This is a genomic window from Pedococcus badiiscoriae, assembly GCF_013408925.1.
Lineage (GTDB): Bacteria > Actinomycetota > Actinomycetes > Actinomycetales > Dermatophilaceae > Pedococcus > Pedococcus badiiscoriae.
Map to the genome: position 1 here is coordinate 1921356 of NZ_JACCAB010000001.1, position 11917 is coordinate 1933272.

9 protein-coding genes are annotated in these 11917 nt (G+C 71.2%); 6 read left to right on the forward strand and 3 right to left on the reverse strand.

Translation table 11 applies throughout. From position 1 onward, the window contains the following. Positions 1-84 precede the first annotated feature (84 nt). From metG to rsmA, 4 genes are all read left to right on the forward strand, one after another. The gene (gene metG / locus BJ986_RS09215; protein WP_179421706.1) at positions 85-1917 is read left to right on the forward strand and encodes a methionine--tRNA ligase; all 1833 of its coding nucleotides are present in this window, start codon (positions 85-87) and stop codon (positions 1915-1917) included. A gap of 25 nt (positions 1918-1942) precedes the next feature. Next, complete coding sequence (locus BJ986_RS09220; RefSeq protein ID WP_337795070.1) at positions 1943-2764, forward strand: TatD family hydrolase; 822 nt, start codon at positions 1943-1945, stop codon at positions 2762-2764. A 353-nt stretch (positions 2765-3117) separates the two neighbouring features. Further along, entirely contained in the window at positions 3118-4194 is a 1077-nt protein-coding gene (locus BJ986_RS09225) for a ubiquitin-like domain-containing protein (RefSeq protein ID WP_337795072.1), read from the forward strand. Positions 4195-4289: 95 nt separating this feature from the next. Beyond that, complete coding sequence (rsmA, locus tag BJ986_RS09230) at positions 4290-5153, forward strand: 16S rRNA (adenine(1518)-N(6)/adenine(1519)-N(6))-dimethyltransferase RsmA (RefSeq protein WP_179421709.1); 864 nt, start codon at positions 4290-4292, stop codon at positions 5151-5153. Positions 5154-5227: 74 nt separating this feature from the next. On the opposite strand, the gene BJ986_RS09235 is transcribed toward rsmA, so the two are convergent. Both BJ986_RS09235 and BJ986_RS09240 read right to left on the reverse strand, forming a co-directional pair. Further along, positions 5228-7741, reverse strand: a complete 2514-nt coding sequence (locus BJ986_RS09235) for a DUF4153 domain-containing protein (protein WP_179421710.1) — start codon at positions 7739-7741, stop codon at positions 5228-5230. Then, complete coding sequence (locus BJ986_RS09240; protein WP_179421711.1) at positions 7738-8427, reverse strand: response regulator; 690 nt, start codon at positions 8425-8427, stop codon at positions 7738-7740. The genes BJ986_RS09235 and BJ986_RS09240 overlap by 4 nt, the downstream gene beginning before the upstream one ends. Before the next feature lie 110 nt (positions 8428-8537). On the opposite strand from BJ986_RS09240, the gene BJ986_RS09245 reads away from it, so the two are divergent. Further along, positions 8538-9473, forward strand: coding sequence for a 4-(cytidine 5'-diphospho)-2-C-methyl-D-erythritol kinase (locus tag BJ986_RS09245; protein WP_179421712.1), 936 nt, complete (start codon positions 8538-8540; stop codon positions 9471-9473). A gap of 7 nt (positions 9474-9480) precedes the next feature. Continuing rightward, complete coding sequence (locus tag BJ986_RS09250; RefSeq protein WP_179421713.1) at positions 9481-11313, forward strand: ABC-F family ATP-binding cassette domain-containing protein; 1833 nt, start codon at positions 9481-9483, stop codon at positions 11311-11313. A 63-nt stretch (positions 11314-11376) separates the two neighbouring features. Here the strand turns inward: BJ986_RS09250 and BJ986_RS09255 are convergent, their stop codons facing one another. Then, positions 11377-11901: a MarR family winged helix-turn-helix transcriptional regulator gene (locus BJ986_RS09255; RefSeq protein ID WP_179421714.1), complete on the reverse strand. Its 525-nt coding sequence runs from the start codon at positions 11899-11901 to the stop codon at positions 11377-11379. Between the last annotated feature and the right edge of the window lie 16 nt (positions 11902-11917).

Genomic DNA, 11917 nt, shown 5'->3' on the forward strand with positions numbered 1-11917 from the left:
CCCGCGGCCTTGTCCCGCGATGGTGAGCAGGCGGCATACCGGAGGGATCGAAACCCGTTTGGCAGCCACCCCTAGGATTCAGTCGTGAGCAAAGTCCTGTCTGCCGTCGCCTGGCCGTACGCCAACGGCCCCCGGCACCTCGGCCACGTGGCCGGGTTCGCCGTGCCCTCCGACGTCTTCAGCAGGTACATGCGGATGGCCGGGCACGACGTGCTCATGGTCAGCGGTTCGGACGAGCACGGCACGCCGATCCTCGTCCTCGCCGACCAGGAGGGCGTGACGGCCCGCGAGCTCGTCGACCGCAACCACGCCATCATCGCCGCCGAGCTCGCCGATCTCGGCTGCTCCTACGACCTGTACACGCGCACCACCACCGCCAACCACTACGGCGTGGCGCAGGAGCTGTTCACCCAGGTCTGGAAGAACGGCTACATGGTCGAGCAGACCACCCGTGGCGCCATCTCGCCGTCGACCGGGCGCACCCTGCCCGACCGCTACATCGAGGGCACCTGCCCGATCTGCTCCTACCCGGAGGCCCGCGGCGACCAGTGCGACAACTGCGGCAACCAGCTCGAGCCCACCGACCTGATCAACCCGAGGTCGAAGATCAGCGGTGAGACGCCCGAGTTCATCGAGACGCAGCACTTCTTCCTCGACCTGCCGGCGCTCGCCGACGCACTGCGCGAGTGGCTCGAGGGTCGCGAGGCGAGCGGCACGTGGCGGCCGAACGTCATCAAGTTCAGCCTCAACATCCTCGACGACATCCGTCCGAGGGCGATGACCCGCGACATCGACTGGGGCATCCCGGTGCCGCTCGACGGCTGGCGTGACCAGCCCACCAAGCGGCTGTACGTGTGGTTCGACGCCGTGGTCGGCTACCTGTCCGCGTCGATCGAGTGGGCCCGCCGCCTCGGCGAGCCCGACCGGTGGCGCGAGTGGTGGAACGACCCCGAGGCACTGTCGTACTACTTCATGGGCAAGGACAACATCACCTTCCACTCCCAGATCTGGCCGGCCGAGCTCCTCGGGTATGCCGGTCGCGGCAGTCGTGGGGGAGAGCCGGGCGAGTTCGGGGTGCTCAACCTGCCCACCGAGGTCGTCTCGAGCGAGTACCTCACCATGGAGGGCAAGCAGTTCTCGACGTCGCGTGGCTACGTCATCTACATCCGCGACGTTCTCGAGCGCTACGGGCCCGACGCGATCCGCTACTACATCTGCGCGGCAGGGCCGGAGAACCAGGACGCCAACTTCACCTGGGCGGAGTTCGTGCAGCGCAACAACTCCGAGCTCGTCGCGGGCTGGGGCAACCTGGTCAACCGCACGGCCTCGATGGTTGCCAAGAACTTCGGCGAGATCCCCCAGCCGGGGGCGCTCGAGCCCGTCGACGAGGCGGTGCGGGCCAAGGTGCTCGCCTCGTTCGACGCCGTGGGCGGCCTGCTCGCCAAGCAGCGGGTCAAGGCCGCGGTCGCCGAGGCCATGCGGACCGTGGGCGAGGTGAACAAGTACGTCACCGACACCGAGCCGTTCAAGCTCAAGGGTGAGGACCAGCGCGAGCGCCTCGCGACGGTGCTCCACACGCTGACCCAGTGCGTGGCCGACCTCAACAGGGTCCTGGCGCCGTTCCTGCCGTCGTCGTCCAACCAGGTGCACGCGGCCTTCGGCGGGGAGGGCACCTTCATGCCGATGCCCACGCTCCAGGAGGTCTCCGGACTCGACGCCGACGACGCGGACCGGACCTACCCGGTGGTGACGGGCGACTACTCGCAGACCCCGCGCTGGGAGTCCGTCCCGGTGCGGGTCGGCGCCACTGTGGTGAAACCCACACCGATCTTCACCAAGCTCGACGAAGCAGTGGTGGACGAGGAGCTCGCCAGGCTGAAGGACGACGCGGCGGACAGCGGTGACGCCGCCGGCTGAGCCGGGTCGAGGCGGCCACAGCCGGGTGCCCGACGCCCCGGACCCGCTCCCGATCCCGGTCGTCGACAACCACACGCACCTCGACATCGCCCGGGACGGTGAGGACGCCCCGGACGTCGGCGCGGCCATCGCCGCCGCCGCAGCCGTCGGGGTCGACCGGCTGGTCCAGATCGGGTGCGACCTGGCGGGCGCCCGGTTCACGGTGGACATGGTCGACCGCCACCCGGCGATGCTCGGTGGAGTGGCCCTGCACCCCAACGAGGTACCCCGGCTGGCCGAGGCGGGAGGCCTCCGAGCGGCCTACGCCGAGATCGAGGAGCTGGCCGCCCACCCGAGGGTGCGCGTGATCGGAGAGACCGGGCTCGACTACTTCCGAACCGGTCCGGAAGGCGTTGGGGCGCAACAGGATGCGTTCCGTTGGCACATCGACCTGGCCAAGCGCACCGGCAAGGCGCTGCAGATCCACGACCGTGACGCGCACGACGACGTGTTGCGGATCCTCGACGAGGAGGGCGCGCCGGCCAGGACCGTCATGCACTGCTTCTCGGGTGACATGGCGATGGCCCGGACGTGCGCGGAGCGCGGTTACTACCTCTCGTTCGCCGGGACCGTGACCTTCAAGAACGCCAAGGGCCTGCGCGACGCCCTGTCGGTGACTCCGCTCGACAGGGTCCTCGTCGAGACCGACGCCCCCTACCTGGCCCCGGTGCCCTGGCGGGGGGCCACCAACGCGCCCTATCTCGTCCCGCACACGATCCGCACCATGGCGGGGGTGCTCGGCATCGCCGTGCCCACGCTGTGCCAGGCCGTCAGCGACACCTCCGAGGCGGTCTACGGGCCCTGGTGAACGGGCCCAGCCGCGCGCTAGCAGGTGCACCGAATGCCACGCCTGTGACTTGGCGAAGTGCTGAACGTACCGTTATCAAAATTTGACCTTTGGCGAAAACGTGGTCATGGTGGATGACTGTTGGCCGGGGTCGGACCCTGGGCGACGCGAGCAGGGGTCGCTCGATCCGCCACGACGGCGGACCCGAGAGCCCCTGTTTTCTTGCTCGCGAGCACGCAGTGCGCGCGAGCATCGAAGCCTGAGCCTCCGCATTGTCGGAGCCTGGTCGCGCCGTTCATCCGCTGCCCGGAGAGCTCGAACTCTGGAGCATCGTGATCACCCGTCCCGTTCGTCGCATCGCTCAAGCCGCGGTCGTGACCAGCCTCATCGCTGGTGCCATCGGCGTCGCGCACCTCGACAAGGCCGTCACCCTCTCGGTGGATGGCAATGCCTCCACAGTGCACTCGTTCGCCAGCACTGTCGGTGACATCCTCAAGAAGCAGAACATCTCGATCCACCAGCACGACGTGGTCGTGCCGGGTCCGAACACCCCGCTCTCCGACGGAGAGAAGATCGTGGTCCGCTACGGTCGCAAGCTGACCGTCACCATCGACGGTCGCACCCGGGACTACTGGACCACCGCCACGACGGTGGCCGCCGCGCTGCAGGAGCTCGGCATCCGTGCCGACTCGGCCAAGCTGTCGGCGTCCCGCTCGATGCCGCTCGGCCGGCAGGGCCTGGTCCTGTCCGTGACGACGCCCAAGGTCGTGGCCGTCCGCGCGGACGGCAAGAACCGCACCATCACCAGCACGGGCGCCACCGTCGCCGACGTGCTCTCAGAGCTCCACATCAGCAAGGGCGCCCTGGACCGCGTGCAGCCGGCCCCGACCACGGTCGTCACCGCCGGCATGAAGATCGCCGTCCTGCGGGTCACCTCGACCCAGGTCAAGGAGACCCAGCCGGTCGCGGCCCCCGTCACCAGGCAGAGCGACTCCAGCCTCTTCCGGGGTCAGACCAAGACGATCAAGGCCGGCTCGGCTGGCGCCCAGGTCGTCACCTACGCGATCACCACCGTGGACGGCAAGGTCGAGAGCAAGAAGGCCATCGCCACCACGCTCACGCAGGCACCGGTCGGCGCCATCATCGCCGTGGGCACCAAGTCGCGTCCGACCATCAGCGCGGGCAACACCTCCGGCGCCGGCATCAACCTGTCCAACGCCGCCATGTGGGACCGCATCGCGCAGTGCGAGTCCGGTGGCAACTGGGCCACCAACACCGGCAACGGCTACTACGGCGGCCTGCAGTTCGACTCGGGCTCCTGGCTGGCCAACGGTGGTGCGGACTTCGCGCCGCGTGCCGACCTGGCATCGCGCGCCCAGCAGATCACCGTGGCGAACCGCTACTACGCCAAGGCCGGGCTCGGCCCGTGGGGTTGCGCGCACGCTGCCTGACCCTGCACCGAACGCTCACCGACTCGAGGTATTCGGCTACCGCACCCCGGTAGCCGAATACCTCGATCCGTCGGTGCACCCCTAGAGTCGGCGCCATGGTCGAGCAGAGCGGGTTCCTCGGAGCCGCGCAGATCCGGCAGATCGCGGCCGACCTCGGGCTGCGACCAACCAAGCAGTGGGGCCAGAACTTCGTCGTCGACGCCAACACGGTCAAGCGGATCGTGCGCCTGGCCGGGGTGACGGCGCAGGACTGCGTGGTCGAAGTGGGCCCCGGGCTCGGGTCGCTGACGCTGGCGCTGCTGCCCGAGGTCGCCCACGTGACGGCCGTGGAGGTGGACCCGAACCTCGCGCAGGCGCTCCCCGGCACGGTGAGCCGGCTCGCACCGGCCTACGCGGACCGGTTGACGCTCGTGCACGCCGACGCGATGCAGGTGCGCGAGCTGCCCGACCCGCAGCCCACCGCGCTGGTCGCGAACCTGCCGTACAACGTCTCCGTTCCGGTGGTCCTCAGCTTCCTGGAGGCGTTCCCGACACTCGAGCGCGTGCTCGTCATGGTGCAGCTCGAGGTGGCCGAGAGGCTCGCGGCCAAGCCCGGGTCGAAGGCCTACGGGGTCCCCAGCGTCAAAGCCGCCTGGTATGCCGCGGTGCGGCTCGCGGGGACCGTGCCGCGCAGCGTCTTCTGGCCGGTGCCGAACGTCGAGTCCGGCCTGGTGCTGCTCGAGCGACGGTCCGCACCGATCACCACCGCCAGTCGACGCGACACGTTCAGCTGCATCGACGCGGCCTTCGCCCAGCGCCGCAAGACCCTGCGCGCGGCCCTCGCGGGCTGGGCTGGGTCTGCGCCCCGAGCCGAGGAGTGCCTGCGGCTGGCGGGGATCGACCACCGGACGCGGGGCGAGCAGCTGGGCATTGACGAGTTCGCCGCCATCGCCGCCGCCCGCACCGCCCTCGCGGACTGACTTCCCTGGGCTGACTTCCCTGGGCTGACCTCCCCTGGCTGACCTCGCGGACTGAGGTCGCTGGCTGGCTGACCTCAGCGGACCGGGAGGCAGACGGGGCCGACGGGCTGGCTGGTAGCCGGCGGCCGACCGGCCAGCAGGTCGCGGGCGTGCGCGCGGCCCAGGTTCCACTCCAGCCAGTCGTCGTGGGCAGGAGGGGACAGCTTCCCGGTCCCCGTGACGCAGGCGAACGGGTCCTGGGACAGCTTCCAGATCGCGGGGTAGGCATCCGCCGACAGGTCCGCCAGGTAGCCGTAGTCAACCGGCGACGTCGTGTGCGTGCGGGACAGGTTGTGCTCGGCGATGTAGAGGTCGGGGTTGAGCACCGCGAGCCCGAGCAGACCCACGGCTCCGCAGCGCACCGCCAGCGGGACCAGCCAGCCGCGCCGCCGGACCAGGCCGGCGGCCATCACCAGCGCCACCACCACCCCGAGCCAGCCCTCGAAGACCGCGACCAGCAGCCTCAGGCGGGTGAAGCCGTAGGCCTCTTCGTAGAGGTTCATCCGGTGCAGCGCGGACACCACCACGACGATCGTCATCGCGCAGAGGACGCCGAGCGCGAGGTCGCGGGTGCGCCCCGGGACGGCCTTGCGGGCAGCCCATCCGACCACGGTCAGGGTGAGCATGGTGGCGATCGTCAGCTGGCCGAACCCCTGGTGGACGTAGTCGGCATAGGTCAGTCCCGTGGTCCGCTGGAGGTAGTCGTGGCCGCCGAACAGGGCGGTCGCCTGCGCCACCAGGAACAGTGCGAAGACTGCATTGACGGCCGTGACCGGCGCGAGCCATTCGAACTGACGCCGACTCGGTCGCAGGGGTAGCCGCAGCCGGTCGACTGCCGGCGGCGCGAAGCTCACGTAGGCCGCGGCGAGGGTGCCTGTCGCGATGAACAGTGCCAGGGCCACCCGAGCCGGCAGGTCGTTCCAGGTGATGTTCGGGGTGATCGCGTCGACCCACGACGCGAACAACGCGTCGGCCGATGCGAACAGGGCGCCGAAGACGACGAGCAGGACCAGCGACACGAAGGCGGCGCGCACCGCGGGGAACCAGGCCTGCACAGCCTTGCGTGGCTTGAGGGTGCGGCCCAGCCACGGTAGGCCGCGGATGGCGGCGAGCGGAACGGCCGCGGCGGTGCCGAGCAGGGCCAGGATGGAGGACGCCCGGGTCGAGTTCACCGCCACCAGCGCGAGCCCGGCCAGCAGGCACAGGATGGTGATCCAGGCGGCATCCCTGACGAAGAGCGTGGCCAGGAGCAGGGCCACCAGGGCGGCGTCGAGGCTGTCCAGCGGACGCCACGGACGCGAGCGGGTCCGGGCGCCCAGCACGGTCGCGGCGATCGCACCGAAGACCAGGGCGGTGCCGACGCCGATGCTGCGGTTGGGCAGGACGATCGCGGCAAGGAGGCCGACGCCCACTGCCCCGGCCACGATGCCGGGACCGCGCCGTGGGGGCTCCGGCCAGTAGGCCGTCAGGCCCTCGCGCACTGGTGCGTCCGGCGGGGTCGGCGCGGGGGCCGGTGGGGTGAGGGTGCTCATGATGGGCTCCTTGGTCGTCATCGGACGGGTCGGGTCCGCGGGCAGGGTCACCTCGATGCGGCAGCCGCGGTCGCTGTCGGCGACGGCGATGGTCCCGCCGTGCAGCTGGGCGACCCAGCGCGAGATGGCCAGGCCGAGACCGGTGCCGCTGTCGTGGGCGGCGCTGGTGGTGAACCGCTCGAACACCGCTCGCCGGTCGGAGGCGGCAATGCCGGGTCCCTCGTCGGCGACGGCGAGCAGCACCTCGTCGCCGACCGCCTCGGCGGTGACCTGGACCAGGCCACCGCGAGGGCTGTGGCGCGAGGCGTTGTCGACGAGGTTCGCGAGCAGCTGGTGGAGGCGGTCCGGGTCAGCGGGCACGACCAGGCTCTCCGGACGGACTGCCACGGAATAGCGCAGACCGTCCACCCTGGCCTGGGCGACCGCCTCCGTGAGGAGCTCGGACAGCCGGATGTCCTTGACCCGCAACGGGGTCACGCCCTCCTCGACCCTCGAGAGGTCGAGCAGGTCGCTGACCAGGCGACCCAGCCGCTCGGTCTGGGCCAAGGCGAGTCGCAGCTCCTCGGGTCCTGGCTGGGACACCCCGTCGACCAGGTTCTCGAGCACCGCCTGCAGCGCCGAGATCGGCGTGCGCAGCTCGTGGGAGACATTGGCCACCAGGTCGCGCCGCTGGCGGTCGACCAGCTCGAGCGTCGCGGCCATCCGGTTGAAGGCCCGGGCCAGCTCGCCCACCTCGTCACGCGAGGAGGCATGCACCCGCCGCGAGTAGTCGCCGGTCGCCATGCGCTGCGCGGCAACCGTCATCTCGCGAAGGGGGGAGGTCATCCCGCGCGCCAGCACCTGGGTGACGCCGAGCGCTGCCAGGACCGCCACCGGGACGGTGGCCCACGGCGACAGGCCCGCCCGGGTGCCGACGACGGCCAGCACCGACGCGACGGTCACGGTGACGGCGACCAGCAGACCGAGCTTGACCTTGATCGACCGGATGGCGTCCAGGGGGCGCAGGTCGTACCTCACCGGCCGACCTCCAGGGCGTACCCGACACCGTGCACGGTGCGCAGCAGGTCGGCTCCGAGCTTGCGGCGCAACGACTTCACGTGGCTGTCGACGGTGCGGGTGCCCGAGGCGTCGGCCCAGTCCCAGACCTCGGCGAGGAGGGCCTCGCGGGTCAGGACCGTGCCCGGCCGTGCCGCGAGGCAGGCCAGCAGGTCGAACTCCGTGGGCGTGAGGTGGACCTCGCCGTCCTGGGACCAGACGCGTCGCTGGGCTCCGTCGATGCGCAGGCCGTTGAGGTCGAGCGTGGGGGCGGGTGGTTCGCGCGTGGCAGCCGCACGCTCCACCCGTCGCAGCAGAGCCCGGATCCGCGCGACCAGCTCGCGCATCGAGAACGGCTTGGTCATGTAGTCGTCGGCCCCGATCCCCAGACCGACCAGCAGGTCGGTCTCGTCGTCACGCGCGGTGAGCATCAGCACCGGCACCGGCCGCGTGGCCTGGAGCCGGCGGCACACCTCGTGGCCGTCGAGCCCGGGAAGCATCACGTCGAGGACGACGACCTGCGGGTCCCAGGCTGCTGCCCGGTCCAGGGCCGCCAGCCCGTCGTTCGCCTGCTCGACGGCGAAACCCTCGGCGCTCAGCCGTGCCACGATCGCGTCGGCGATGGTGCGTTCGTCCTCGACGACGAGGATGCGGGGCTTGGGGCTCACGTTCTCGAGGGTAGGAGAGTGGTCGCGGGCGGGTGGGGGAGATGGTGTGAAGGTTCTGTGCAGATGTGCTGGTCCGCGCTGCCCCCGCTCACCCCGTTAGGGTGGCGGCCATGACCTCAGCCGCTCTGCCGCCGTCATCGGTGACGGTGCGCGTCCCGGCGAAGGTCAACCTCGAGCTGCTCGTCGGGGCGCCTCGGGGGGACGGGTACCACCCGCTGTCCACGATCTTCCACGCGGTCAACCTCTTCGACGAGGTGACCGTGATGAGCGCGCCCGAGTGGGGGCTGGCGGTGTCGGGGCCGCAGTCCTTCGGAGTGCCCGTCGACGGCACCAACCTGGCGGCTCGCGCCGCCCAGAAGCTCGCGGAGGTGGCCGGAATCGACGAGGCCGTCCACCTGACCATCCGCAAGGACATCCCGGTGGCTGGCGGCATGGCCGGCGGGTCCGCCGACGCCGCGGCGACACTGGTCGCGTGCGACGTGCTGTGGGGGACCGGCCTAAGCCGCCCGGAGCTCGAGGAGATCGCAGCGGGGCTCGGCAGCGACGTGCCCTTCCTGCTCGGGGGCGGCACCGCGATGGGTTCGGGCCGCGGCGAACGGCTGGCGCCGGTGTTGGCGCGCGGCAGCTACCACTGGGTCTTTGCCCTCAGCGAGGCCGGCCTCTCGACCCCGGCCGTGTATGCCGAGTGTGACCGCCTGCGGGGCGACCGCGCCGTCCCGGACCCGTCGCCGAGCGCCGAGATGATGACGGCCCTGCGTTCCGGCGATGCGCGGGCGCTGGGCGCGGCGTTGTCGAACGACCTGCAGGCAGCGGCGATCTCGCTGATGCCGGCCTTGGGCGACGTGCTCGACGCAGGGCTCGAGTTCGGTGCCCTGGGAGGCATAGTCTCCGGCTCCGGTCCGACGGTCGCCTTCCTTGCCGAGTCCAACGAGGCCGCCCTCGACCTGGCGGTGTCCCTGACGGCCTCCGGGGCGGTTCAGGACGTGCGTCGGGCCACCGGTCCGGCGCACGGGGCCCACGTCATCAGCGCTCCGCGGCCGGGCTGAGCAGCAGATGGTCAACCTCATCAGCGTCGAGCGCGCGTCCCTGGCCCTCGGCACCGCCCAGGTGCTCGACGAGGTCTCCCTCGGCGTGCTCGGTGGCGACCGCATCGGTGTCGTCGGGCGCAACGGCGGGGGCAAGACCACCTTGCTGCGCGTCCTCGCCGGGCAGCTCGAGGTGGACTCGGGGAGGGTGACGCGGGCAGGTGTGTCGCGGGTCGGCGTGCTCGCCCAGGAGGACGTGCTCGACCCCGGCCACACGGTTCGTGAGGCGGTCCTCGGCGACCTCGCCGAGCACGTCTGGGCCGGCGACCCGCGGATCCGCGACGTCCTCACGGGCCTCCTCGGCGGGATCGGTGCCGAGGCAGTCGGTGGCTTCGACGCGCGCGTCGGTCCGCTGTCCGGTGGAGAGCGTCGGCGTCTGGCGTTGGCCGCCCTGCTGGTGCAGGACCCGACGGTGCTGTTCCTCGACGAGCCGACCAACCACCTCGATGTCGAGGGCGTGGCCTGGCTCGCCGAGCACCTCGTGCGCCACCGCGCCCGCCCCGACAACGCCGTCGTCGCCATCACGCACGACCGGTGGTTCCTCGACGCGATCGCCACTACCACCTGGGAGGTCGTCGACGGCACGGTGAACGCCTTCGACGGTGGCTACGCGGCATACGTCCTGGCGAAGGCCGAGCGCGAGCGGATGGCTGCCGTCACGGCGGAGCGCCGCGACAACCTGCTCCGCAAGGAGCTCGCCTGGCTGCGCCGCGGGCCGCCGGCGCGCACCAGCAAACCCAAGTTCCGCATCGACGCGGCCAACACGCTCATCGCCGACGAGCCGCCCCCGCGCGACGACGTCGAGCTGATGCGTTTCGCCACGACCAGGCTCGGCAAGGACGTGGTCGACCTCGTCGACGCTTCGGTGACCCTCGGCGACCGTCTGTTGCTGGACCGCATCACGTGGCACCTCGCGCCAGGCGAGCGGGTCGGCATCGTCGGCGTGAACGGCGCCGGCAAGTCGACCCTCCTGCGGGCGATCGCCGGGACGGTCCCGCTGTCGTCGGGCAAGCGGAAGCAGGGCGTCACGGTCAAGCTCGCCTACCTCACCCAGGAGGTGCGTGAGCTGGAGCGGTATGCCGACTGGCGCGTCATCGAGGCGATCGAGGACGTCCGCAAGTACATCCGCCTGGGCAAGAAGGAGATCAGCGCCTCCCAGCTCGCCCAGCGGCTCGGCTTCACCGGCGGGCGCCAGCAGACCCGCGTCTCCGACCTGTCCGGCGGCGAGCGGCGGCGCCTGCAGCTGACCCGCCTCCTGATGGACGAGCCGAACGTGCTGCTGCTCGACGAGCCCACCAACGACCTGGACATCGAGACCCTGACGTCGCTCGAGGACGTCCTCGACGGCTGGGCGGGCACGCTGCTCGTCGTGTCTCACGACCGCTACCTGCTGGAGCGGGCCTGCGACAAGCAGGTCGCCCTGATGGGCGATGGCAAGATCCGCGAGCTCCCAGGTGGCGTCGAGCAGTACCTCGAGCTGCGCCGCGGGGCGCCCGCGCCGACGCCGGCCACCGTTGCCACGCCCGGCGGAACCGCGCCGAGCGGACCCGCGGCTGCGGCTGCGGCTTCTGCCCCGAGCCACGGCCCTGCCGAGCTGCGGGAAGCCCGCAAGGACATGGCGCGGGTGGAGAAGCAGCTCGCACGGCTGGCTGAGCGCGAGGAACGGATCCATGCCGAGATGGCGGCGTCGGCCACCGACCACGCCACGGTGCTGACCCTCAACGGGCAGCTGCGCGCCATCGTCGACGAGCGCGAAGCCCTCGAGCTCGAGTGGCTGGCCGCGGCCGAGATCGTCGGCTGAGCTCAGGCCACTCGGGCACTCAGCCACTCAGGCCACTGAGTCCACTCAGGTTGGTGAGGTCGCTCAGGTCTCGAAGGGTGACAGCAGCCGCCGGAGCATCGCTGCCAGCTCGTCGCGGTCGCTCGTCGACAGCTCGGCGAGCAGATCGCGTTCCCGGTCGAGCAGGTCGGCCATCGCGTCGTCCACGGTGCGCTGACCGGCTGGAGTGAGCCGCACGATGACCCCGCGACGGTCGGTGGGATCAGGGGTGCGACCCACCAGCCCGCGACGTTCCAGACGGTCCACCCGGTTCGTCATGGTCCCGCTGGTGACCAGGGTCTGGCGGATCAGCTGGCCGGGGGACAGCTCGTACGGGTGCCCTGCCCGGCGCAGGGCCGACAGCACGTCGAACTCCCACCCCTCCAGCTGGTGGCGGGCGAAGGCCTGGCCGCGGTCGAGGTCGAGGCGGCGAGCCAGTCGGGAGACCCTGGACAGGATGTGCAAGGGGGCCACGTCGAGGTCGGGGCGCTCGCGCCGCCAGGCCTCGACGATGTGGTCGACGTCGTCGGGAGGGGGAGCCGCGGCCGCCTCCACGCCTCCCGCACTCATGGTGACAACTGTACCT